20 protein-coding genes are annotated in these 22,496 nt (G+C 63.8%); 11 read left to right on the plus strand and 9 right to left on the minus strand.

Going from position 1 to position 22,496, the window contains the following annotated elements; all coding sequences use genetic code 11:
- Positions 1–71: 71 nt before the first annotated feature.
- On the plus strand, positions 72–2,252 hold the full coding sequence (locus GEV02_RS03035) for a TonB-dependent receptor (RefSeq protein WP_152836443.1): 2,181 nt from the start codon (positions 72–74) through the stop codon (positions 2,250–2,252).
- 3 nt (positions 2,253–2,255) lie between these two features.
- Here the strand turns inward: GEV02_RS03035 and GEV02_RS03040 are convergent, their stop codons facing one another.
- The 3 genes from GEV02_RS03040 to GEV02_RS03050 form a co-directional block, all read right to left on the minus strand.
- Positions 2,256–3,650, minus strand: a complete 1,395-nt coding sequence (locus GEV02_RS03040; protein WP_152836444.1) for a DUF2799 domain-containing protein — start codon at positions 3,648–3,650, stop codon at positions 2,256–2,258.
- A gap of 61 nt (positions 3,651–3,711) precedes the next feature.
- On the minus strand, positions 3,712–5,088 hold the full coding sequence (locus GEV02_RS03045; RefSeq protein ID WP_152836445.1) for a sensor histidine kinase: 1,377 nt from the start codon (positions 5,086–5,088) through the stop codon (positions 3,712–3,714).
- Positions 5,085–5,741, minus strand: a complete 657-nt coding sequence (locus GEV02_RS03050; protein ID WP_152801662.1) for a response regulator transcription factor — start codon at positions 5,739–5,741, stop codon at positions 5,085–5,087. The genes GEV02_RS03045 and GEV02_RS03050 overlap by 4 nt, the downstream gene beginning before the upstream one ends.
- A gap of 169 nt (positions 5,742–5,910) precedes the next feature.
- Here GEV02_RS03050 and GEV02_RS03055 point away from each other — a divergent pair, with 169 nt between their 5' ends.
- The 5 genes from GEV02_RS03055 (at position 5,911) to GEV02_RS03075 (ending at position 12,672) form a co-directional block, all read left to right on the plus strand.
- Positions 5,911–8,649: a TonB-dependent receptor gene (locus tag GEV02_RS03055; RefSeq protein WP_152836446.1), complete on the plus strand. Its 2,739-nt coding sequence runs from the start codon at positions 5,911–5,913 to the stop codon at positions 8,647–8,649.
- Positions 8,636–9,781, plus strand: coding sequence for a DUF5009 domain-containing protein (locus tag GEV02_RS03060; protein WP_152836447.1), 1,146 nt, complete (start codon positions 8,636–8,638; stop codon positions 9,779–9,781). Before GEV02_RS03055 ends, GEV02_RS03060 begins: the two co-directional genes overlap by 14 nt.
- Before the next feature lie 11 nt (positions 9,782–9,792).
- Positions 9,793–10,854 (plus strand): acyltransferase family protein, encoded by a 1,062-nt coding sequence (locus GEV02_RS03065; protein ID WP_152836448.1) that lies wholly within the window; start codon positions 9,793–9,795, stop codon positions 10,852–10,854.
- Between the two features lie 216 nt (positions 10,855–11,070).
- Positions 11,071–11,793 carry a PEPxxWA-CTERM sorting domain-containing protein gene (locus GEV02_RS03070; RefSeq protein ID WP_152836449.1) on the plus strand — a complete coding sequence of 241 codons (723 nt, stop codon included), beginning with the start codon at positions 11,071–11,073 and terminating at the stop codon, positions 11,791–11,793.
- A 69-nt stretch (positions 11,794–11,862) separates the two neighbouring features.
- Positions 11,863–12,672: a sterol desaturase family protein gene (locus tag GEV02_RS03075; RefSeq protein ID WP_235922627.1), complete on the plus strand. Its 810-nt coding sequence runs from the start codon at positions 11,863–11,865 to the stop codon at positions 12,670–12,672.
- On the opposite strand, the gene GEV02_RS03080 is transcribed toward GEV02_RS03075, so the two are convergent.
- Both GEV02_RS03080 and GEV02_RS03085 read right to left on the minus strand, forming a co-directional pair.
- Positions 12,656–14,194 (minus strand): GMC family oxidoreductase, encoded by a 1,539-nt coding sequence (locus GEV02_RS03080; protein ID WP_152836451.1) that lies wholly within the window; start codon positions 14,192–14,194, stop codon positions 12,656–12,658. The two genes, GEV02_RS03075 and GEV02_RS03080, sit on opposite strands and share 17 nt — an antisense overlap.
- A gap of 7 nt (positions 14,195–14,201) precedes the next feature.
- Positions 14,202–15,326: an NAD(P)-dependent alcohol dehydrogenase gene (locus GEV02_RS03085; protein ID WP_152836452.1), complete on the minus strand. Its 1,125-nt coding sequence runs from the start codon at positions 15,324–15,326 to the stop codon at positions 14,202–14,204.
- 144 nt (positions 15,327–15,470) lie between these two features.
- Here GEV02_RS03085 and GEV02_RS03090 point away from each other — a divergent pair, with 144 nt between their 5' ends.
- The gene (locus tag GEV02_RS03090; protein ID WP_152836453.1) at positions 15,471–15,962 is read left to right on the plus strand and encodes a hypothetical protein; all 492 of its coding nucleotides are present in this window, start codon (positions 15,471–15,473) and stop codon (positions 15,960–15,962) included.
- Here GEV02_RS03090 and fusA read toward each other — a convergent pair whose 3' ends face one another.
- The gene (gene fusA / locus GEV02_RS03095) at positions 15,963–18,074 is read right to left on the minus strand and encodes an elongation factor G (RefSeq protein ID WP_152836733.1); all 2,112 of its coding nucleotides are present in this window, start codon (positions 18,072–18,074) and stop codon (positions 15,963–15,965) included. It lies immediately after the preceding gene.
- 195 nt (positions 18,075–18,269) lie between these two features.
- Here fusA and GEV02_RS03100 point away from each other — a divergent pair, with 195 nt between their 5' ends.
- Genes GEV02_RS03100 through GEV02_RS03115 form a run of 4 tightly spaced genes read left to right on the plus strand, consistent with a single transcriptional unit; the run spans position 18,270 to position 20,883 of the window.
- Entirely contained in the window at positions 18,270–19,343 is a 1,074-nt protein-coding gene (locus tag GEV02_RS03100) for a phospholipase A (RefSeq protein ID WP_152836454.1), read from the plus strand.
- 60 nt (positions 19,344–19,403) lie between these two features.
- Positions 19,404–19,760, plus strand: a complete 357-nt coding sequence (locus tag GEV02_RS03105; protein WP_152836455.1) for an ArsR/SmtB family transcription factor — start codon at positions 19,404–19,406, stop codon at positions 19,758–19,760.
- On the plus strand, positions 19,747–20,205 hold the full coding sequence (locus GEV02_RS03110; RefSeq protein ID WP_174998944.1) for an SRPBCC family protein: 459 nt from the start codon (positions 19,747–19,749) through the stop codon (positions 20,203–20,205). Before GEV02_RS03105 ends, GEV02_RS03110 begins: the two co-directional genes overlap by 14 nt.
- An 18-nt stretch (positions 20,206–20,223) precedes the next feature.
- On the plus strand, positions 20,224–20,883 hold the full coding sequence (locus tag GEV02_RS03115; RefSeq protein WP_152836457.1) for a glutathione S-transferase family protein: 660 nt from the start codon (positions 20,224–20,226) through the stop codon (positions 20,881–20,883).
- Position 20,884: 1 nt separating this feature from the next.
- Here the strand turns inward: GEV02_RS03115 and GEV02_RS03120 are convergent, their stop codons facing one another.
- The 3 genes from GEV02_RS03120 to GEV02_RS03130 form a co-directional block, all read right to left on the minus strand.
- Entirely contained in the window at positions 20,885–21,085 is a 201-nt protein-coding gene (locus GEV02_RS03120) for a hypothetical protein (protein ID WP_152836458.1), read from the minus strand.
- Positions 21,086–21,217: 132 nt separating this feature from the next.
- Positions 21,218–21,466 carry a hypothetical protein gene (locus tag GEV02_RS03125; RefSeq protein ID WP_152836459.1) on the minus strand — a complete coding sequence of 83 codons (249 nt, stop codon included), beginning with the start codon at positions 21,464–21,466 and terminating at the stop codon, positions 21,218–21,220.
- Positions 21,467–21,525: 59 nt separating this feature from the next.
- Entirely contained in the window at positions 21,526–22,449 is a 924-nt protein-coding gene (locus GEV02_RS03130; RefSeq protein ID WP_070266671.1) for a methyltransferase domain-containing protein, read from the minus strand.
- Positions 22,450–22,496: the final 47 nt, after the last annotated feature.

A 22,496-nucleotide genomic window follows, 5' to 3' on the forward strand; every position in this document is an offset into this window, starting at 1 on the left:
TTTAGTGGCAATAATCGACTTGCATGGATATAATTGAGAATCACTCTCATTTACTTAATAAAAGCGTAACCATGCAAATGCCTAACCTGCCCCTGTCGCCGTTCGCCCTTGCCGCCATGTTGCTGGCCGCCGCCTCCGCCCACGCGCAAACCGCGCCGGCCGCCGGCGACGCCAAGATCCAGACCGTCGTCATCAGCGCCTCCGCCGACGCTTCGGCCGATGGCCTGTCGAAGGACTATGCGGGCGGGCAGATCGCGCGCGGCGGCCGTCTGGGCCTGCTGGGCAATGTGGACATCATGGACACGCCTTTCAACACGCTGAACTTCACGCAGGCGCTGATCCAGGACCAGCAGGCACGCAGCGTGGCCGACGTGCTGCAAAACGATCCGTCAGTGCGCGTGGCGCGAGGCTTCGGCAACTACCAGGAGCTGTATGTGATCCGCGGCTTCCCCGTCAACTCGGACGACCTGGCCTACAACGGCTTGTACGGCCTGCTGCCGCGCCAGTTCGTGGCGTCGGAACTGCTGGAGCGCGTGGAAGTCTTCCGTGGCGCGAACTCCTTCCTCAACGGTGCGGCGCCGGGTGGCGGCGGCATCGGCGGCTCGATCAACCTGCTGCCCAAGCGCGCCAGCAACAACCCGTTAACGCAGTTGACCGTGGGCGTGGAATCGGGCGGACAAGGCTACTTCGCCGCCGACATCGGACGCCGCTTCGGCCCCGGCGGCAATACCGGCATCCGCGTCAACGCCGCCCGCCGCGATGGCGACACCGGCATCGACCGCGAACACCGCGAACTGAACGTGGCCTCGGTCGGCGTCGATTTCCAGGCGCGCGATTTCCGCCTGTCCGCCGATGTCGGCTACCAGGAGCACAAGCTGAAAGGTGCGCGCCCCAGCGTGACCGTCAACACCGACATCGCCCTGCCCGCCGCACCTGATGCAGGCAGCAACTGGTCGCAGAAATGGACGCACTCGAACGAACGCGATACCTTCGGCACCCTGCGTGGCGAGGTCGATCTGGCCAAGGACGCGGTGGCGTGGGCCGCATTCGGCGCGCGCAGCGGCGACGAATCCAACATCCTGGCCGCACCGACCGTCAGCAAGACCGACGGCAGCGCCAGCATGTACCGCTTCGACAATGAGCGCCACGACAGCGTACGCACCGGCGAGATCGGCGTGCGCGCCAAGCTGCGCACCGGCAGCATCGGCCATAGCCTGAGCGCGACCGCATCGGTCTACTGGCAGGAGTCGCGCAACGCCTACGCGTTCAGCAGCTTCGCCGGTTTCGCCACCAATATCTACTCGCCGGTGGACGTGGCCGCGCCGGCCGCCGACTTCTACAAAGGCGGTGTGCTGAGCGATCCTAAATTGACCAGCAAGACCATCCTCTCCAGCTACGCCGTGGCGGACACGCTGTCGCTGCTGGACGATAAGCTGCTGGTGACGGTGGGTGCGCGCAACCAGACCATCAAGTCCAACAGCTACGACTACGATACCGGCGCGGGCACGGACCACTACAATCAAAGCAAAGTGACGCCGGTGGCAGGCATCGTGTACAAGGCCGCGAAGAACCTGTCCCTGTACGCGAACTATATCGAAGGCCTGCAGCAAGGCCCTACCCCATCCGGCGCCGGCGTCACCAATTTGAACGAGCTGTTCGCACCGTATGTCTCGAAGCAGAAGGAAGTCGGCGTCAAATATGACGGCGGCACGCTGGGCGCCAGCGCCGCGCTGTTCAGCACCAACCAGCCTTCGGCCTATGTGGAGAACAACCGTTTCGGCGTGTACGGCGAGCAGCGCAACCAGGGCCTGGAACTGACCGTGTACGGCGTGCCGATGCGCGGCCTGCGCGTGCTGGGCGGCCTGACGCTGCTGGACGCAAGCCAGCGCGTGACGCAGGGCGCCAAGAATCAGGGCAAGGACGTGATCGGCGTGCCGGATACGCAGCTGAACATCGGCACGGAATGGGATGTGCCGGGCGTACATGGCCTGAACCTGAACGCCCGCGTGCTCTACACCTCTGCGCAGTACGCGGACGCCGCCAACAAGCAGCAGCTGCCGGCATGGACTCGCCTGGACCTCGGCGCCAGCTACGCCACCCGCATCGCCGACCGCAACGTGACCTTCCGCGCGCGCGTCGACAATGTAGCCGACAAAAACTACTGGGCCTCGGCCGGCGGTTATCCAAACGCCGGCTATCTGGTGCTGGGTGCGCCGCGCACGGTGGTCGTGTCGGCGTCGGTGGACTTCTAAGTCTTAGTAGATGTCGCGCCGCAGGCGCTGCATTTGCTGGTCATGGCGCTCCACCCAGCGGCGGGCGTCATCCAGCTGGCGCTCCAGACGCTGGGCATAGTCCGACAGGTCACGGCGCTCCTGCTCGCGGCGGGCGTCCTGCTTCCTGGTTTCGTCGGTAATCACGCGGTCCTTGGCTTCCAGGTTGGAGCGGATCTCGCGCTCCAGGCGGTTCAGGCGATGATGGATGTCGCTCAGGCGCCCTGAGATCTCGTTGACATCGTTGATCGCCTGCTGACGCTTGGCGGCCGTGATCTCGTAATCCTGGCCGCTGACATAGGCATGCTTCAACTGGTTGCGCAGTTCGGCGCGGCAGACATCGACCGCCATGCCGCTGTTGGTGCGGCCGCGTTCAAAGGCGTTCTCCGGCACGCAGTACTTGGCGTTCTGATCGTCCCATGCGGCCGTGTACAGCTCACGCGTGGCGGCGATCACGAACACGCCGTTGCGGCCGGCGTTGGCGATGCGGTCGTCGAGCATGAACGGTTTGCCGTAGCCGTCATCGGCGCCAGCCTGGCGCCAGTAATCGGTCAGGCGCGCTTCCCAGGCCTGGCGGTACTCCGATTCGAAAATCTTCAATCCCTTGGCGCGCGCCTCCTTGCTGCGCATGGCGAAGTCCTTGCCGCTGACGGCATCCTGCGTGCCGAGATTGCGCCAGTAGTTGACGATCTCCGCGTTCCAGGCGGCGCGGTAGGCGTCTTCCTGCACCTGCACCCCGGCGCTGCGGGCGGCCGAGGCGCGTTGGCGGAACTCGCTGTCCGGCGTGCCGTTGCGGGCATCGGTGTAGCCTGCATCCTGCCAGAAGGTGCGGTTGCCGACCTGCCAGCCGCCGGTGTATGCCGCTTCATCAAAACGCAGCTGCATGCCGGCTGCGCGGGCGCGCGCGGCTTCCTTCTGCGCGGCCAGCGGCTGACCGTCGGTGCCGGCGTGCTTGCCCTGGTTTTTCCAGTATTCCGAATTGCCGATCGCCCAGCCGGCATCGTAGGCGGGACGGTTCAGCGGTGTCTTGTGTTTGCGGACCTCATCGCTGGCGGCATGCGCTTCGTACTGCGCCTGCAGTCCCTTGCCACCGTCACTCTGGCCGAGCTGCGACCACAGATCCCAGTTCCCCTGCGCCCAGCCGGCGACGTACTGCGCCTCGGCGCCAATGGCGGCTGGCTTCTTGTCGTCCGCGTGATCGTCGCAGAACTCCTTGCGCTCGGCGTAGTCGGCCGGTTCGCCGGCCACGCCGTCCTTGTGGCCGATGGCGGCCCAGTCGCCGACTTTGCAATCGGCGATGCGCTGCATGGTGGATTGGCAGCCGGCCAGCAGCAGCGACAAGGCGAGGATCAGGGGGCGAAAGCGGGTCAGATAATTCATGGCGGCGTATGAGAGTCTAAGCGGCCAGATTATATGGCATAAATAGCAAAGAAAATATACGTCACTCCCTTACGCCGTCGAAGCTGACCTCCACCTGCAAGCCGGGACCATCGCCGCGGTTGTCCAGCCGGATGCGGCCCTGATTGCGCGCCGCCGCCCGCTCGGCGATGGCCAGCCCCAATCCGCTTCCCGCCTGGTCCTGGTCCGGCAGGCGGAAGAAGCGCTCGAACACCTTGCGCTGCATCTCCGGCGCGATGCCCGGCCCCTGGTCGGCAACCGACAGCACAATGCGGCCCTCCGCCTCGGCGATGGCAACCGTCACGCGGCCGCCCTCCGGCGAATACTTGACGGCGTTGCTGACCAGGTTGTCGATCAGCGAGGCCATGCTCTCCAGATGCATGGCCAGCATGCAGCGCTCCGGCGCCTGTAGTTCGATCTCCACATGGCGGGTGGCGGCGATCTGTCCGGCCTGCGCCAGCCGGTCCGCCACCAGCTCGACCAGGTCGCGCGGCATCAGGCTGGTGTGATCGCGGTCGCCGCCGGATCGGGCCAGGGCCAGCAACTGATGCACGGTGTGCGTGGCGCGCTCCACCCCTGTGCGCAAGCCCTGCCCCGCGTCTTCCACCCGCTGCGCCGTGCGTGTCGTGGTCAGCGTATCAGCGTTGATCTGGATGATGGACAGCGGCGTCTTGAGTTCATGCGCCGCATCGATCAGGAATTCCTGCTCGCGCTCCAGCCGCTCGGTGAGGCGCTCCATCAGCCGGTTGACCGAGCCGACCAGCGGCGACAGCTCCAGATATGGTGAAGGCGCCAGCGGCGACAGATCGGTGGCCGAGCGCTCCTCGATCTCGCCGACGATGGATTTCAACGGCCGCAGCCCGACGCGGATGATGAGCCACGCCGGCAGCAGCAGGAACGGTATGCTGAACAGCAGCGGCGCGAAATAGTAGCCGATGCTGGACACCTGCAACATCCATTCGCCGATCACCTCCGTCGCCATCCGCACCGTGACGCCGGTGGCGGCATCGGTTTCGACCGAGACCACCCAGCCATCCCTGAGCGGCTGGCCGTACGGCCCGGCGGCGGCGTCGGTCGGCGGCAGGCCCTGGTCCGCCGACGCATATACCAGCGCGCCGTGCCGCCATACCTGCGTTTGCAGGGCCGGGATGTACCAGCCCAGTTCCGTGTACAGCGCGTAGTGCAGCTGCTCCATCTTGTGCACCAGAGGCTTGATCTGCTCCGGCGGCCGCTCGCCGACGGTCTGCATCAACACCATGATGCGCAGAGCGCTGGCGCGCAGCTCGCGCTGCATGTCGCGCCGCTTGCTGGTGCGCGTCTCGTAGACATCCAGCGCCAGGTTGGCGAGCCAGATCAGCATCATCACCGAAATGAAGCCATACAGCAGGCGCTTGAACAGCGAGCGGTTATGCCGCGTCATTTGTCGACCACGTAGCCGACGCCGCGCACGGTGCGGATATAGCCTTCGCCGATTTTCTGCCGCAGGTGCGACATGTGCACGTCCAGCGCCGCGCCCTCGCTGTGCGGCAGCGCGCGCGATTCCAGCTCGCGGCGCGTCAGCACCCGGTCCGGATAGCGCATCAGCGCGTGCAGCAGCGCGAACTCGGTCTTCGACAGCACCACGTTGACGCCGCTGCGCGTAAGCAGCATGCGTTTATCGTCCAGCACCAGATCCTTGACCTTCCATACCGGTTCGCCGGATTCGCTCCAGCCGGTCGCGCGGCGCATCACCGCGCGCAGGCGCGCCAGCAGCTCCGTGACGACGAAGGGCTTGACCAGGTAATCGTCGGCGCCGCGATCGAGGCCGTTCAGGCGGTCTTCCAGGCTGTCGCGCGCCGTGATGACCAAAATGGGCAATGTATGGCCGGCGGCGCGCAGTTCGCGCAGCACGTCGATGCCGTTCCCGTCGGGCAGGCCCAGGTCCAGCAGCACGGCGTCGAACGGCTCCGTCTCGACCCAATGGCGCGCATCGCTGGCGCGGCGCACCCATACCACTTCCTGTCCCGCGTCCTGCAAGGCCGCTTGCAAGGCCTTGCCCAATTCCAGGTCGTCTTCGACCAGGCATATCTTCATGTGTCGCTACCTCTTTCGTGAAGCCCGTATCTACGCATCTTCTTAGCGAACTGTCAATCGCGTGCGCGCCACAACGTTAGGAAAACCTTAAGGTTCCTTTTGGATTTCGTTAAGGAAGACTGCGGACAATCTGCCCACACTAAAACAATCTTCAAACGAGGGAGACTAGATGGACAGCAAAGCAGGGATGAAAACGGCGCCAACGCCGATCGCGTCGGCAGTGGCATTGATGCTGCTGGCATGCGCGGCGCCGGCAATGGCGCAGCAGGCGGCCGGCGACAGCGGCCAGCCGCTCGAACAGGTGGTAGTGACCGGCATCCGCGCCTCCCTGCAGCAGGCGCTGACCCGCAAGCGCAACAGCGATACGCTGTCCGAAGTGGTATCGGCCGAGGACATCGGCAAAATGCCGGACAAGAACGTGGCCGACGCCATCCAGCGCGTACCGGGCGTGAACATCTCCTCCTCCGCCGGCGGCGAAGGCGGCTTCGCGGAAAACGACCGCGTGAGCATCCGCGGCACCAGCTCCAGCCTGACGCAAACCCTGGTCAACGGCCACTCCATCGGCACCGGCGACTGGTTCGTACTGGACCAGGCCGGAGCCGTTGGGCGCAGCGTCAGCTACGCGCTGCTGCCGTCGGAGATCGTCAGCGCCGTCACGGTGCAGAAAAGCCAGCAGGCCGACATGGTCGAAGGCGGCGTGGCCGGCTCGGTCAATATCGAGACCCGCAAGCCGCTGGACTTCAAGAAGCAGCTGACATTGGAAGCCTCGGCCCAAGCCATCTACACCGATCTGCCGAAGAAGACCGATCCGCAACTGAACGCGCTGCTGGGCTGGAAGAATGACGCCAAAACCTTCGGCGTGCTGGTGCAGCTATTCTCGGAAAAACGCCACGAGCGCCGCGACGGCCAGGAGTTCTACGGCTACACCCCCATCGCGGCAGACAGCAACGCCGCCAAGGCGCATCCCGAACTGGCGGGCATCCTGGCGCCGGCCGGCATCAGCGCTTCGCTGTTCGAGCAGACCCGCAAGCGCACCGGCGGCGCCTTCGACCTGCAGTTCAAGCCGAGCAAGGATCTGAGCTTCGACATCAACGGCTTCAGCTCCACGCTGGACGCGGCCAACTACAACCGCAGCTTCTACAACAACATCGCTGCCAACATCAACGCCACCAATCCCGACACCGGCGCTTCCGTGGGCGTGATCCCGTCCACCTACACCATCAAGAGCGGCACGCTGGTGGCGGCGACCATACCGGCTTCGCAATACCCGGGCGTCAGCGCCACGCAGACCTACAACTCGCAGCTGTACTCGGCCTTCGGCGACCAGATTTACCGCCCTGGTTCGTCGTCCTCGTCGGCCTACATCGATCTCGACGGCAGCTACAAGGTCAATCAGGACCTGCGCATCACCGGCACGGTGGGCTACACGCGCGGCGAGGGCAAGACCCCGGCCGATATCGGCTACGAGGCTGGCCTGACCGGCGCCGGTTCCAGCTACACGCTGAACGGCATGTCGCCTGCCACCATGTCCTTCCCCGGCGCGGACACTTCCAAGTTCACCAACTACGTCACCGCTTCCGCGTGGGGATCGCACGTCATCACCAAGGACAGCGAAAAATACGCGCAGGCCGACGGCGAACTGCGGCTCGATCGCGGCGTACTCGAATCGGCCAAGTTCGGCGTGCGCTATGCCGAGCACCATCGCAGCGTGAGCCAGCCGGAGAACCGCAGCTGCAAGGCCTGCGACGGCACCACCTCGGCGCCGCTGCCCGCGTGGAGCGGCACCACCTATCCATCGAACTTCGGCAGCGGCATCAGCAGCGCCGCGGACTTCCTGCGCAACGTCTGGCAGATCAGTCCTGACAATATCGCCGCGTGGGCGGCCAAGTACGACCTTGCCGGCGGCCCGACCACCCAGAACTGGGCCGGCGAGATGGATGTGAAGGAAAAATCCAGCGCCATCTACGGCATGGTCAACCTGGCCGGCGACGGCTGGCGTGGCAACGTGGGCGTGCGCTATGTGCACACCAACCAGGCCACCATCACCAACATCCCCGGCGGCGACCATCCAATTGGCCTGGACAACACCAACGGCCCTTACACGCCAACGCTGAACCAGAACGGCTACAACGACGTGCTGCCTAGCGCGAACTTCAAGATCGACCTGTCGCCAACGCTGGTGGCACGCGCCGCAGTCGCCAAGACCATGGCGCGTCCCGACTTCAGCGCGATGGTCGGCGCGGTGACGCTGAACGACACCAACCTCACCGGCAGCAGTGGCAACTCCAACCTGAAGCCGGTGCGTTCGACCAACTACGACCTGGCGCTGGAATGGTACTTCTCGCCGAAGTCGCTGCTGTCGGCCGGCGTGTTCTACATGGACATGTCGTCCTACGTCACCTACGGCACCGCCAACCTCACCTACTTCAACAACTCGTTCAAGCGCTTCGACAGCTATTCGATTTCGTCGCCGACCAACATCAGCGCCAAGAACAAGGGCATCGAGCTGGCTTACCAGCAGCACTTGTTCGGCGGCGTCGGCGTGGTGGCCAACTACACCTACACCGACGGCAGCGCGGCCGACGGCAAGCCGGTGGTGGGCAATTCGAAAAACACCTACAATGCCGAGACCTACTACGAGGACGACCGCTTGAGCGCGCGCCTGGCCTACACCTACCGTTCCAGCTTCTCCGGCGGCTTGTACAACAGCTTCCCGCAGGTGATGGCGGGAACCGGCAACCTGGCGGCGTCGGTCAGCTACAAGATCAACGAGAACCTGTCGATCACCTTCGATGCGCTGAACCTGAACAACGCCGTGCTGCGCTACTACGGCGAGAACAAGGACCAGCCTATCGCCTCGTATTCGAACGGCCGCCAATACTACCTGGGACTGCGTGGCAAACTCTAAACCCGCGCGGATACTGGCGATCGACGCCTTCCGCGGCATCACCATCCTGGTCATGATCTTCGTGAACACGCTGGCGGGCGTGCGCGGCATGCCCGCCTGGATGGAGCATGCCGCGGCCGACGCCGACGCCATGACCTTCCCGGACGTGGTGTTCCCTGCCTTCCTGTTCATCGTCGGCATGTCGATACCGTTCGCCATGGCGCAGCGGCAGGCGGCGGGCGACACGGCGGCGGCCCGCTGGCTGCACGTGCTGGCGCGCGCCGCCGGGCTGCTGGTGCTCGGTGTTTTCATGGTCAACGCGGAAGACGGCTACAACGAAGCGGCGATGGGCATGTCCATCCATTTGTGGTCGCTGCTGTTCTACGGCTGCGCCATGCTGGTGTGGATGGTCTACCGGTTCGAGAACAAGGCGCTGGCCTGGGCCTTGCGCGCGGTCGGCGCCGCCGGTCTGCTGGCACTGGCGCTGGCGTTTCGCGGCGGCCCCGATGGCAGCCTGCGTCTGGCGCCGCAATGGTGGGGCATACTGGGACTGATAGGCTGGGCGTATCTGTACTGTGCCGTGGCATGGGAGCTGACACGTGGGCGTCTGCTGCCGCTCGCCGTACTGGTGCTGGCCTGCACAGGCCTGTACTGCGCTACCCATGGGGCTTCCTCACAGGTGGAGAATGCGGTGCACACGTCGATCGCGCTGTGCGGCGTGCTGACGGCGCAGATCTTCTTCAGCGGCCAGCGCGGCCGGCCGTTCCGCGCTGCGCTGCTGCTGGCGGCCGGACTGGCGGTGCTGGCCTTTGTGCTCCAGCCCTACTTCAAAATATCGAAGATCTACGCCACGCCCAGCTGGGCGCTGTACAGCTCCGCCATCTGCGTGCTGCTGTTCGCCGCACTGTACTGGGTGGTCGACCTGAAGCGCTGCAGCGGCTGGACCGCGCTGTTCAGGCCTGCGGCGGCCAACCCGCTGCTGGTCTACCTCATTCCCTACATCGTCTACGCGCTGATGCAGTACCTGCACCTCGCGTTCCCGGGCGTGCTGGGTTCCGGCCTGCCCGGATTTTTCTGGGCCATCTGCTACGCCATGATCGTCATGGCGCTGGCCGCTGGCCTCAACCGCTTGCACATCAAACTGCAGCTTTAAAACACAAAACTATGCGTATCAATTCTATCGACGCGGTGCGCGGCCTGACCGTTGCCGCCATGCTGCTGGTGAACGACGCCGGCGACTGGTCCCACGTCTACCCCTGGCTCGAACACGCCGAGTGGCACGGCTGCACGCCGCCGGATTTCATCTTCCCCATCTTCATGCTGATCGTCGGCATATCGATCAATCTGGCGCTGAGCCCACGCCTGGACGCCGGCGCGGCGGCCGCGCCGCTGACGCGCTCCGTGCTGCTGCGCGCCGTCCGCATCGTGCTGCTGGGGCTTGCGCTGCACGTGGTGGCGATGTTGCTGCTGAACGGGCGCGGCTTCCGCCTGTTCGGCGTGCTGCAAAGGACGGGCATCTGCTTCGCGGCAGCCGGCCTGCTGGCGATCCATGTACGCAACGCCCGTGCGCAATGGGCGATCTTCGCCGCCATCCTGCTGGCGCACTGGGGATTGCTGGCCGCCGGCGGAACGCTGGAACCTGGCTTGAACCTGTCCGACCGCATCGACAGCGCGCTGCTGGGCCGCCTGGCCTATCAATACGATGCCGCCACCGGCATCGGCCACGATCCCGAGGGCATCCTGGGCACGCTGCCTTCGCTGGCCACGGTCATCCTCGGCCTGCGCGCCGGCGACTGGCTGCGCTCGGGCCGGACCCGCAAACTGGTGCTGGCCGGCGCGGCGGCGATGCTGGCCGGCGGCCTATGGTCGCTGGCGCTGCCGCTTAACAAACAGTTGTGGACCTCGTCCTTCGTGCTGTGGACCGGCGGCTTCGGCATGCTGGCGATCGCGCTGGCGCACCAGCTGATCGACGTGCGCGGCTGGCCGCCATTGGGCCGGGCGATGGGCATCAACGCCATCGCCGCGTACGCGGGATCGTGGATTGCGACTTGCGTGATTGAAGGCAGCGGCATCATGGGGCCGTTGTACACCCATGTTTTCAGCCAGCCGCTGACCCCGGTTTTTGGTCCCTGGGTGGCGTCGATGGCGTTCGCGCTGGCCTTTACCGCGCTATTCTGGCTGGCTATGGCGGGCGCCGACCGGCGTGGCTGGCGGATGACGATTTGACGGCCCGCTTACTTTTACCTTGCTATGGGACCGCTCCCACTATCTAGCACAGGCATTAAGTTAAATGCAACTTGCTTTACAAATTAAAAATATTCCTTTTTAAACTATTTTTAAGCATAATGCTTTCCGAACAAGTTCGTTGCTTTTTAACCAGTGAACTTTCCTCACCGCCGGCGGCCGGATGCCCGTCCGAAATGCGAATTCTGGAGCTACATTATGCGTATCAAAAACCTGCTGCTGGCCATCACCGCCGCAGCTGCCCTGAGCACCGGCGCGGCCAGCGCCTCCACCGAACTGATCGTCAACGGCGGTTTCGAAGCCGGCGACTACGGCCAGATCGGCTGGGGCGGTCATCAGCTGGCCGGCTGGAGCACCAATGGCTACAACTTCCTGTTCAACGGCTCGAACGTCGACAACGGCGGCGTCACCGGCAGCTACGGCAACCTGCAGCTGTGGGGCCCGAAAAATGGTTCCTCGAACGGCCTGCAAGCCAGCCCTGTCGGCGGCAACTTCGTCGCAGCCGATGGCGCGTTTGAAATCGCCCCGCTGCAACAGACCGTCCACGGCCTGGTCGCCGGTCAGCAATACAACCTGACCTTCTACTGGGCTGGCGCTCAGCAGTCCGGCTTCAACGGTGCGACCACCGAGCAATGGAAAGTATCGCTGGGCAATGAAACCCAGTCGACCGTCGTCAAGAACAATGTCGATCACGGCTTCACCGGCTGGCAGAAAGAGACCTTCACCTTCACCGCGTCCAGCGCAAGCGAAGTGCTGAGCTTCCTGGCCATCGGCACCCCAACCGGCGTTCCACCGTTCTCGCTGCTGGATGGCGTGTCAATGACCGCCGCCGTGCCTGAACCGCAAACCTGGGCCATGCTGGGTCTGGGCCTGGGCCTGGTCGGCTTCGCCGCCCGTCGCCGCAAGGCCAAGGCTGCTTAATTCGCAGCTGCTGTTGATCGGTGCCGGACCTTCGCGTCCGGCATTTTCATTTCCGCTATGATGCACGCCATGACACTGATAAACGACCTGCTCGCCTACCTGCCTACCTTCGCCGTCAACGTGGCGCGGCTGTGCGTATGGCTGGTGCTGCTGTCGCTGGTGTTTGTGCCGCTGGAGCGCTGGCTGGCCGTGCGCAAGGCGCATCTGCCGCGCCGCGCGCTGGCCGCCAATCTCGGCCTGTATTTTCTCAACAGCCTGCTGCCTGCGGTCATCGTCGGCATGCTGATGGCGGTGGTGGCCGCCGCAGCGCAGGCGGTGCTGCCGGCCGCCCTGCCTGCCGCAATGAGCGCGTTGCCGCTGGCGGTCAAGCTGCCGCTGTCGCTGCTGATCGCGGAGATCGGTTTCTACTGGGGCCACCGGCTGAGCCACCAGTGGCCGTGGCTGTGGCACTTCCATTCGGTGCACCACAAGCCGGAGCACCTGTACTTCCTGATTAACACGCATGCACATCCGGTCGACATGGTCGTCACCCGCTTGTTCGGCATGACGCCGCTGTACATCCTGGGCTTGGCCGGCGCCAGTGCGGGCGGCAGCGCCACGCCGGCGCTGGTGATCGTCATCGGCACGATATGGGGATTCTTCATCCATTCGAATCTGCGCGTACGCCTTGGTCCGCTGGAATCGATCATCGCCACGCCGGCCTTCCATCACTGGCATCACACCAGTGTCGCACCGCTGGACCGCAATTTTTCGTCGACGCTGCCCTTCTTCGACCGGGTATTCGGCACCTGGCATCTGCCGGACAGCTGGCCGGCGGCGTACGGACTCGCCGAACCAGCCGCCAGCGCGCCGCCCCAGCCGGCTACAACGACGCCTTGATGGTGTCGGCCAGCTTCTCGGCCATCATGATGACGGTCGGGTTCAGGTTAATCAGCGGGATCTCGGGGAAGATCGACGCATCGATCACCCGCAAGCCCTGCACGCCGTAGACGCGGCCCTGCTCATCCACCACGGCGCGCGGGTCGTCCGGCAAGCCCATCGGCGCGGTCGAGCACGGGTGCTGCAGCGTACCGACGCCTTGCGCCAGCGCGCTTCGTATCTCGGCGTCGCTGTCGCCGACGGCGGGACCGGGATATATTTCCTCCACGATCATGCTCTTCAGCGGTTCCGTCGCGGCCAGCTTGCGGGCCAGGCGGAAGCACTCCACCATGCGCGCCATGTCGTCCTCGCTGGTCAGATGGTTCAGCTCGATCAGCGGTGCGGCCAGCGGATCGCGGCTTTGCAGGCGGATGCAGCCCTCGGACGTGCAGTGCATCAGCTCCAGCCCCAGCGAAAACGCCACGCCCGTCGGGCTGCTGGCCGGATCGAGCAGGTGCGATGGCGAGATGCCGATATCGAGTTCCTGCTTCGATCCCGCCAGCGACGAGTTGGTCCACAACTGGGCGCCGACCACCGGATGTTCCTGGCCTTTCAGCGCTTCCTTCCCGCTGAAGTTCATCCAGTAGAACGCATGGTCGAGCAGGCGCACGCCTACCGGCGCATCCTTCACCACGGGAATATCCAAGGCTTCCAGATCGGCTTTCGGCCCAATGCCCGAGCGCAGCAGGAGCGCCGCCGAGCCGTACGAACCCGCGCTGAGGATGACTTCCCTGCCCCGCACCACGCGGCCGTCGGCCAGCAGCACCGATTGCACCTTGCCGTCTTCGATCAGCAGCCGGTCGATCAGGCTGCCGTCCAGTATGCTGAGATTGGAGCGGGCGCGCACGGCGCGGCTCAAGTACACCATGCCGGTGTTGACGCGCACGCCGTTGACGATGTTCATCGGATTGGGACCGGCGCCGTTGTTGGCCTCCGGGTTGTTGAAGTCGTCGACGCGATTCGCGCCCAGCTCCCAGCACGCCTCCACCATCGCCCGCTGCACCGGCGTGATGTAGTCCATGCTCATCTGGTGGATAGGCAGCGGGCCGCTGCGGCCATGCCAGCGCTCGTCGCCATGCGGCGCGCTTTCCATTTTTTTGTAGTACGGCAGCACCTCTTCGAAGCTCCAGCCCTTCAAGCCTTTGGCGGCGTAGCGGGCGAAGTCGAAAGGCAAGGCCCGGCATGCGACCGCACCATTGATGGCGGAGCTGCCGCCGAGTACCTTGCCGCGCGGCGCATAGACCGGTTCGGCCTGCTCCACCGGCTGCGCGTGGTAGCCCCATTCATAGCGCGGGTCGCCCTTGGCGGCGATGATGTTGCTGCTGTAGATCTCTTCCGGATAGGCATCGGGATCGAAGGCGCGGCCGGCTTCGACCAGCAGAACCTGATGCCGTCCGTCTTCGGACAAACGGTTGGCCAGCACGGCGCCGGCCGAGCCGCCGCCCAAGATAAGAAAATCAAAAACTTTGCTGTGTACGGTCATGGTATTCCTAGGTTGATGTGGCGTCCGGGTGCGGCATGACGACGATGGCTTTCACGACGGCGCCAGAGATGCCGTCCTCGATAGCCTGATTGATGTCGGCCAGCGGATACAGGCGGGAGATCTTTTCCAGCGGCAGCAAGCCCTGGCGATAGAACTCGACCAGGCGCGGGATGAACTGCGACGGCAGGCAATCGCCCATCACGCTGCCCCGCACCGTGCGGCCGCGCAGCAGCTGCCAGGCGTCGAATTCCACCACGCTGCCCTGCGGCAGCACGCCGGTCATCACACAGGTGCCGCGTTCGCGTATCGCCGTCAGCGCGGTACTGATTACGCTTTTCACGCCGCTCGATTCGAAGGCGTTGTGCGCGCCCAGGCCGTCCGTCAAGGAACGGACTTCAGCGGCCACGTCGACACCGGCGGCAGCCAGGATGGTGTCGGTAGCGCCCAGTTCGCGCGCCAGCGCCAGCCGCTCCGGCTTGTTGTCGACCACGATGCGGCGGCTGCACCCGACGATCTTGCTGGCCATCAGCGCGCTCAAGCCCACCGTGCCGGCGCCGAAGATCACGATGCTGGTGCCGGCCTCCGGCTTCAGCGTGTTGATGACGCCGCCCGCGCCGGTCATCACACCGCAGGCAAGCGGCCCCAGCCAACGGAGATCCACATCATCCGCCACCTTGACCAGCGAACTCTGGTGCGCCACCGTGAAGCTGGCGTGCGACGATTGCGAGAAGAAATGGCTGTGCACATGCTCGCCGCGCTCATGCATGCAGACCGAGCCGTCCGGGCGCGAGCCCATGAAGTTCAGCGGCACGTGCTGCACGCAATAGGCCGGCAGCCCGACCTGGCAGGACGGGCACACGCCGCACGAACCCATCGACATCACCACGTGGTCGCCCGGCGCGAACTGGCGCACCAGCCGGCCCGCGCGCACAACCACGCCGCTGCCCTCATGGCCCAGCACGACCGGCGTGGGCGTGGGCAGGTAGCCGTCGCGCACATCGATATCGGTGCGGCAGATGCCGCTGGCCACAACGCGAACCAGCACTTCGTCATCGCGCGGCTCGTCCAGTTCCAACGCCGTCACGGCCAGCGCCTGTTTGGCGCCGCGTGCCAGTGCTGCGGTAATTTTCATGTCAGTCCCCCGAAAAAAACCGCAGTCTACGATCCGGCAAGGCACACAACTAGACCATGAAAACGGGCAGCACCTTCCCATCCTGCGAACCAGCACCAACCTTCGCTATAATCCATCGTCCCAACATGACGAAGAAAGCTTCGGATGATAAAAAGTTTGCGTATAGCCGGCGCCCTGCTGCTGGCCGGCCTGTCGGCTGGAGCGATGGCCGACACCTTCGAGACCATCGAATCGGCGCCGCTGAAGGAAGTGTGGCTGAACGGCGGTTTCTACTCCTACCACTTCCAGCGCGACAAGGGCCTGAACGACAGCAACCCCGGCCTGGGCGGCGAGTACCGTTTCTCGACGGTGGCGTCGGCCACGGCGGGCCGTTTCTACAATAGCGACCGGGCTTACTCGAACTATGTGGGCGTGTACTACCAGCCGTGGAAGGTCGGGCCGGTGAGGTTGGGCGCGGTGGCGGGCGGCTTCAGCGGCTACCCCAAGATGCGCGATGGCGGATGGTTTCTGGCGGCCATCCCGACCGCCAGCTTCGAATACAAGAGCGTAGGCGTCAATGTCGCCATAGTGCCGACCTATAAGGACCGGCTCTATGGCGCCATTTCCGTTCAGCTCAAACTGAAAGTCTTCGACTGATCAGTGACGCGCCTTCGACGAGACAGCGATCTGGTCGAGGATGTGCTTGGGCACGGCGGCGTAGTGCTTGAACTCCATCGTGTACGTCGCCCGGCCTTGCGTCAGCGAACGTAGCGTGGTGGAGTAGCCGAACATCTCGGCCAGCGGCACCAGCGCGCGGATGATCTTGCCTCCGCCGCCAGGAATCTCGTCCATGCCCTGCACCATGCCGCGCCGCGCCGTCAGGTCGCCCATGGCGTTGCCCATGAACTCTTCCGGCGTTTCCACTTCCACCTGCATCATCGGTTCCAGCAGCACAGGATCGGCGCGCTTCATGCCGTCCTTGAAGGCCATCGAACCGGCCATGCGGAAGGCGTTCTCGTTCGAGTCGACATCGTGGTACGAGCCGAAAGTCAGCGTCACCTTGACGTCGACCACCGGATAGCCGGCCAGCACGCCGCTGCGCAAGGTTTCCTGCACGCCCTTGTCGACCGCAGGAATGAACTCGCGCGGCACCACGCCGCCCTTGATGGCGTCGACGAACTCATAGCCCTTGCCCGCCTCCAGCGGCTCCAGCGTCAGCACCACATGGCCGTACTGGCCGCGTCCGCCGGACTGCTTGACGAACTTGCCTTCGACATCGCTGGCCGCGCGTTGGATGGTTTCGCGATAAGCCACCTGCGGCTTGCCCACCGTCGCTTCGACGCTGAACTCGCGGCGCATGCGGTCCACCAGGATCTCCAGGTGCAGCTCGCCCATGCCGGACATGATGGTCTGGCCCGACTCCTCGTCCGTATGCACGCGGAACGACGGGTCTTCCTGCGCCAGCCGGTTCAGGGCGATGCCCATCTTTTCCTGGTCGGCCTTGGTCTTCGGTTCGACCGCCTGCGAGATCACCGGTTCCGGGAAGATCATCTTTTCCAGCACGATCACGTGATCCGGCGAGCTCAAGGTATCGCCGGTGGTCACCCCCTTCAGGCCGACTGCCGCCGCGATGTCGCCGGCGTAGACTTCCTTGATCTCCTTGCGCTCGTTGGCGTGCATCTGCAGGATGCGGCCCAGGCGCTCCTTCTGGCTCTTGGTCGGGTTGTAGACCGTGTCGCCGGAATTGACCACGCCTGAATACACGCGGAAGAAGGTCAGCTGGCCGACAAACGGATCGGTCATGATCTTGAACGCCAGCGCCGAGAACGGATCGCTGTCGGTCGGATGACGCTCGATCGGATTGTCGTCCTCGTCGTGACCGGCGATAGCGGGCACATCCACCGGCGACGGCAGATACTCAACCACCGCGTCCAGCATCGCTTGCACGCCGCGGTTCTTGAAGGCGCTGCCCGCCAGCATCGGCACGATCTCGTTGCGGATGGTGCGCAGGCGCAGGCCGGCCTTGATCTCTTCCTCGCTCAGCACGCCGCCGTCCAGGTATTTTTCCAACAGCTCGGGCGTGCCTTCAGCGGCGGCCTCGACCATCTTGTCGTGCCACTCCTGCGCCAGCGCCTTCAGGTTCTCCGGGATGTCCTCGTAGGTGAACTTGACGCCGAGGCTCTCGTCGTCCCAGTTAATCGCGCGCATCTTGACCAGGTCCACCACGCCATGGAAGTTATCCTCGGCGCCCAGCGGAATCTGGATCGGAATGGCGACGCCCTTCAGCCGCGTGGCGATCTGCTCGCGCACGCGGAAGAAGTCCGCGCCGACGCGGTCCATCTTGTTGATGAAGGCGATGCGCGGCACGGCGTACTTGTTCGCCTGGCGCCACACGGTTTCCGATTGCGGCTGCACGCCGCCGACCGCGTCATACACCATGACGGCGCCGTCGAGCACGCGCATCGAGCGCTCGACTTCGATGGTGAAGTCGACGTGGCCCGGCGTGTCGATGATGTTGATGCGGTGCTCGGCGAAGTTGCCCGCCATGCCTTTCCAGAAGGCGGTGGTGGCGGCGGAGGTGATGGTGATCCCGCGTTCCTGTTCCTGCTCCATCCAGTCCATCGTCGCGGCGCCATTGTGCACCTCGCCGATTTTGTGGTTGACGCCGGTGTAAAACAGGATGCGCTCCGTGGTCGTGGTCTTGCCAGCGTCAATGTGGGCGCTGATGCCAATGTTGCGGTAACGCTCGATAGGTGTCTTGCGGGTCATCATTCTCTCCTTGTTGCAGTTGTCATGCAGGAAGTCGTAGATATGGCGCATGCGATGGAATTCAAGCCCAGCCGTGCGACATGACTGACGGCAATTACTGTAGTCTGTAGAATAATTACTAAGTTTACCTGAAAGTTCCACATGACCGTGCCGACAAAAACCGTTCTTCTCCTCTCCTTAGGCATAGCGCCGGCTATGGCATGGGCCCAGCAGGCATCCGATCTGGAACTGCGCATCGAACGCTGCTCCGTCCTGGGCGACGCCAGCGCCCGCCTGGCCTGCTACGACAGCCTGGCCAAGGCCGGCCCCGCGCTGCAAGCCGCTGGCGGCGCCGCGGTCGGCGTACCCGACGTCGGCAAGGACAGCAAGCTCGCCGTCGCCCTGACGCTGCCGTCGAGCACCCAGCCTGCGGAGCCGCCCACGCCGCCGGTGCTGCCGGCCAAGGTCGCGGCGCTGACCACGATCCCGCCGGAAGACACCGTCTCGCGCATGGTGCAATGGTGGGAGCTGGACCGCTCGGCCAAGCGCGGCGTGTTCAACTTCCGCCCGCACCGCGACACTTATCTGCTGCTGGGTAATTACAGCACAAGTTCCAATGATGCGCCTTTTGAGGACTTCACGCCTGCCGGCATCAAGTCGAAACACGTGGAGTTGACGTATCAGCTCAGCTTCAAGATGAAACTGATCGAACAGGTGCTTAAATCGCCGGTCGATCTGTGGTTCGGCTACACGCAGAACAGCTTCTGGCAAGCCTACAACCGCGCGGCATCGAGCCCCTTCCGCGAGACCAACTACCAGCCCGAGCTGATGCTGACCACGCCGCTGAACATCGACCTCGGCAGCGCGCTCGACGTGCGTTACCTGACGCTGGGGATGGTGCACCAGTCCAACGGCCAGACCTCGACGCTGTCGCGCAGCTGGAACCGGGTGTATGCGGAGGTGGGCGCGGAGCACGGCAAGTTCGCCGCGCAGTTCCGCCTGTGGAAGCGGCTGGACAACGCCCGCTCGGACAACGACAACATCGACATCACCGACTACCTGGGCCATGGCGATCTCAACCTCAGCTACCGCAACAACGGCCATGAATTCTCGCTGATGGCGCGGCGTAATTTCTCCAAGCGCCACGGCGCGCTGCAAGCCGGCTGGGCCTTCCCGGTAGTGGCGAATCTGAAAGGCTATGTGCAAGCCTTCAGCGGCTACGGCCAAAGCCTGATCGACTACAACTACTCGCAAAAGTCCGTGGGCGCCGGCTTCCTGGTCGACTTCTAACCCCGCACACAGTCCCTGTCACCCATTGACAGGGATGTTTTTTCAGTTTAATTTAACCTTATGGTTAAATACGAAACTCAGCTGGATGCGATTTTCACGGCGCTGGCCCACCCTGTCCGGCGGGCCATGCTGGCGCGCCTGGGCACGGGCGATGCGACGGTGGGCGAGCTTGCCCAGCCGTTCGACATGTCCATGCCGGCCGTGACCAAGCACCTGAAAGTGCTGGAAAGAGCCAAGTTGATAAGCCGCGGCAAAAACGCCCAATGGCGGCCCTGCCGTCTGGAGAAAGCGCCTTTTGAAACGGCATCGGGTTGGATTGATGAGCAGCGCAGCATCTGGGAGTCCCGTCTGGACCGCCTGGAAGACTACCTGCATACCTTGGAAAAAGAGAAAGGACCAAGCAATGACAACGAGTGAACACGAACGCGAATTAGTGTTGCAGCGAGAATTGCCTTTTACCCGCGAGCTGATCTGGAAAGCCATGACCGTGCCTGAGCACGTGAACCGCTGGTGGGGCCCGGACGGCTTCAGCAACGAAAAAGTGAGCATGGACTTCCGCGTCGGCGGCGCGTGGACCTTCGACATGGTTGCGCCGGACGGCACCCGCTACCCCAACCGCTCGATATTCAAGGAAATCACGCCGCCGTCCAAGCTGGTGTACGACCACGGCGACGGCGAGCGGATCTGGTTCGAGGCCAGCATCACGCTGCAGGAAACCGCCGGCGGCACCCTGCTCACCATGCGCCAGCTCTACCCCAACAAGGAATCGCGCGACGAGGTGGTCGAGAAGTACGGCGCCATCGAAGGCGGCAAACAACACCTGGCCAAGCTGGAAGCCTATCTCAAAGCCAACCTGGCCTGAACAAACGGAGACTTCAACATGACACTCGCACTTTACGGGCACGCATTTTCGTCATACACGCAGAAGGTGCTGATCGCGCTATACGAAAATGACACTCCATTCGAATTCCGCAGCCTGGGGCCGGATACGCCGCAGCACTCGGCCGAATGGCAGCGGCGCTGGCCATTGAGCAAATTCCCGCTGCTGGTGGACGGCGAGCGCAACGTCGTCGAAACCAGCATCATCATCGAGCACCTGCAGCTCAGGCATCCCGGGCCGGTGCGCCTGCTCCCTGCGGATGCCGAGGATGCGCTCGAAACGCGTTTTCTCGACCGCTTCTTCGATCTGCATGTGATGAGTCCCGTGCAGCACGCCGTGGGCGAGGCGCTGACAGGGATTGCAACCAAAAAGGAGGAAGGACTCGCCTACGCGGCAAGCAAGCTGGAGACCGCGTATGCGTGGCTGGAAGGATATCTTGTCGACCGGACTTGGGCCACAGGCCGGGATTTCTCCATGGCCGACTGTGCCGCTGCGCCGGCGCTGTTCTACGCTGACTGGACGTTTCCGATTTCGGAGCAATATCCGCTGCTGCGCGCCTACCGTGCGCGCTTGCTGGCGCGGCCATCGTTCGCCCGCGCGGTGGACGAGGCACGGTACTTCCGGCCCTACTTTCCGCTCGGTGCGCCAGACCGCGACTGATTCAGCGGCCTGGCGAGCCGCCCAGGATGCGCGCCGGCAGCATGACGATGGCGCGCAGCACTTCGAACAAGCCGTCAACGCCGATGCCGATCAGGCGGAACGGCAACGTAATCAGCCAGAACAGCGGATAGAGTACAAGCGCCAGCAAAGCCAGCGGCCAGCAAAGGAACAGCAAAACCAGCCACAGCACAAATCCGAACATGAGATGCTCCCGATGCAGTTGATGCGTTGTCAATGCTGTCACTTTAGTGCGGCTGGTCTCCGGCGGCAATTCTCATGCGACCAACTGCAGAAACACTGCGGTCAAGCGCATGAAACGGCGGATGAATGGGGATTACTGGCCGACGCAGATGATCTTGGTGACGTACTCGTGGGCGTTCGGTTTCTTCTTGGCGGCCCAGGCGATGGCCTCGTTGGCCTGCTCGATGGTCAACACCGAGGCTTTTTCCTTCGACTTGATGAAGGAAACGCCTTCAAACACGCCTTCCTTGCTGCGCATGACTTTGGCAAAGACAGGGGGTTTCTGGTCGCCGTCGGCGATCTTGTTCTGCTGGATGAGGTAGCGTTGGTCGTTCTGTTCCATATATTTCTTTCTGCAAAAGACGAAATATACGCTTCAGAACGACCTGCGTGAAGGGCTTTTTAAGCGTAGGCCGGGACGTAGCTGGCCGGTTGCAGTGCGGCTTCGTAGAGGATTTCAGCGCGCAGCGAGGCTTGCAGCGATGGAATCGAGCCGCCGGCGCGGTACTGAAAGCTCACCTGCAGCACATCGCCCTCGCGTGCCTTGACCGGCGTGGCCAGCGGCAGCGTCATGTAGTGGTTGAGCCAGTCGATGGTGGTCGAGCGCTCGGCCACCACGGCCAGGATGTTCTTGGTGACGAAGCGCATGGCGTTGATCTCGCCGTTGCGCTCGACCACGAACTTGCCCTGCCACGAATAGGTCAGCTCGTTAGGCTGGTTGAAATCGATGATGCTGTAGACCGCAGGCTGGGACATTTCCACGGTGCCCGGGTAGATCACGGTGGTTTCCTGGAACTGCACGATAGGCGCATAGAAACCTTCGAAATCGTATTCCTGCTGCAGCGGCTGCACGGCCATGATGACGGCTTCCGGCAGGAACACCGGCAGCGGGCCGCCGAAACGCTCGGTATAGCGGCGCTTGAACGATTCGATCACCTCCACCTGCTTCTCGCGCAGCATGCCGACATGGATCATCTCGCAGATGACGACATCGACCGGCTCCGGCGGCAGGTATTCGAAGGCGTCGGCGTGGACGACTTCGACTTTCTCGCCGTTGGGATTGAGAGCCAGCATCTTGCGGGCTTCCTTGACCATGTCGGGATTGAACTCGACGCAGTAGACCTTGGACGCCTTGGCCGCCGCGAACCACGACAGCACGCCGGTGCCCCCACCCAGCTCCAGCACCTTGGCGCCGGGCTTGACCGCGTAGTCGATGGCCGACTTGAAGCCGTGCATACGGTTTTGATCCATCAGCATATTGTGATGGTAGTGGACTGGAATGAATTGCCCCAGATAGCAGCTTTCAATCTCGCGTTCGTTCAGCATGGGTATCCTTGGTTAATGAGCATTGTGTCTGGAGGCAATGCACTGGA

Source organism: Rugamonas aquatica, assembly GCF_009380215.1.
In the GTDB taxonomy this organism is placed as follows: Bacteria; Pseudomonadota; Gammaproteobacteria; order Burkholderiales; family Burkholderiaceae_D; genus Rugamonas; species Rugamonas aquatica_B.

Bases quoted from the DNA above. Each gene is read 5' to 3' on its own strand.
- GEV02_RS03070 (WP_152836449.1), top strand. From the start codon at position 11,071: ATGCGTATCAAAAACCTGCTGCTGGCCATCACCGCCGCAGCTGCCCTG.
- GEV02_RS03105 (WP_152836455.1), top strand. From the start codon at position 19,404: ATGGTTAAATACGAAACTCAGCTGGATGCGATTTTCACGGCGCTGGCC.
- GEV02_RS03100 (WP_152836454.1), top strand. From the start codon at position 18,270: ATGGCATGGGCCCAGCAGGCATCCGATCTGGAACTGCGCATCGAACGC.
- GEV02_RS03085 (WP_152836452.1), bottom strand. From the start codon at position 15,326: ATGAAAATTACCGCAGCACTGGCACGCGGCGCCAAACAGGCGCTGGCC.
- GEV02_RS03045 (WP_152836445.1), bottom strand. From the start codon at position 5,088: ATGACGCGGCATAACCGCTCGCTGTTCAAGCGCCTGCTGTATGGCTTC.
- fusA (WP_152836733.1), bottom strand. From the start codon at position 18,074: ATGACCCGCAAGACACCTATCGAGCGTTACCGCAACATTGGCATCAGC.
- GEV02_RS03075 (WP_235922627.1), top strand. From the start codon at position 11,863: ATGACACTGATAAACGACCTGCTCGCCTACCTGCCTACCTTCGCCGTC.
- GEV02_RS03090 (WP_152836453.1), top strand. From the start codon at position 15,471: ATGATAAAAAGTTTGCGTATAGCCGGCGCCCTGCTGCTGGCCGGCCTG.
- GEV02_RS03080 (WP_152836451.1), bottom strand. From the start codon at position 14,194: ATGACCGTACACAGCAAAGTTTTTGATTTTCTTATCTTGGGCGGCGGC.
- GEV02_RS03115 (WP_152836457.1), top strand. From the start codon at position 20,224: ATGACACTCGCACTTTACGGGCACGCATTTTCGTCATACACGCAGAAG.
- GEV02_RS03050 (WP_152801662.1), bottom strand. From the start codon at position 5,741: ATGAAGATATGCCTGGTCGAAGACGACCTGGAATTGGGCAAGGCCTTG.
- GEV02_RS03040 (WP_152836444.1), bottom strand. From the start codon at position 3,650: ATGAATTATCTGACCCGCTTTCGCCCCCTGATCCTCGCCTTGTCGCTG.
- GEV02_RS03130 (WP_070266671.1), bottom strand. From the start codon at position 22,449: ATGCTGAACGAACGCGAGATTGAAAGCTGCTATCTGGGGCAATTCATT.
- GEV02_RS03125 (WP_152836459.1), bottom strand. From the start codon at position 21,466: ATGGAACAGAACGACCAACGCTACCTCATCCAGCAGAACAAGATCGCC.
- GEV02_RS03065 (WP_152836448.1), top strand. From the start codon at position 9,793: ATGCGTATCAATTCTATCGACGCGGTGCGCGGCCTGACCGTTGCCGCC.
- GEV02_RS03055 (WP_152836446.1), top strand. From the start codon at position 5,911: ATGGACAGCAAAGCAGGGATGAAAACGGCGCCAACGCCGATCGCGTCG.
- GEV02_RS03110 (WP_174998944.1), top strand. From the start codon at position 19,747: ATGACAACGAGTGAACACGAACGCGAATTAGTGTTGCAGCGAGAATTG.
- GEV02_RS03120 (WP_152836458.1), bottom strand. From the start codon at position 21,085: ATGTTCGGATTTGTGCTGTGGCTGGTTTTGCTGTTCCTTTGCTGGCCG.
- GEV02_RS03035 (WP_152836443.1), top strand. From the start codon at position 72: ATGCAAATGCCTAACCTGCCCCTGTCGCCGTTCGCCCTTGCCGCCATG.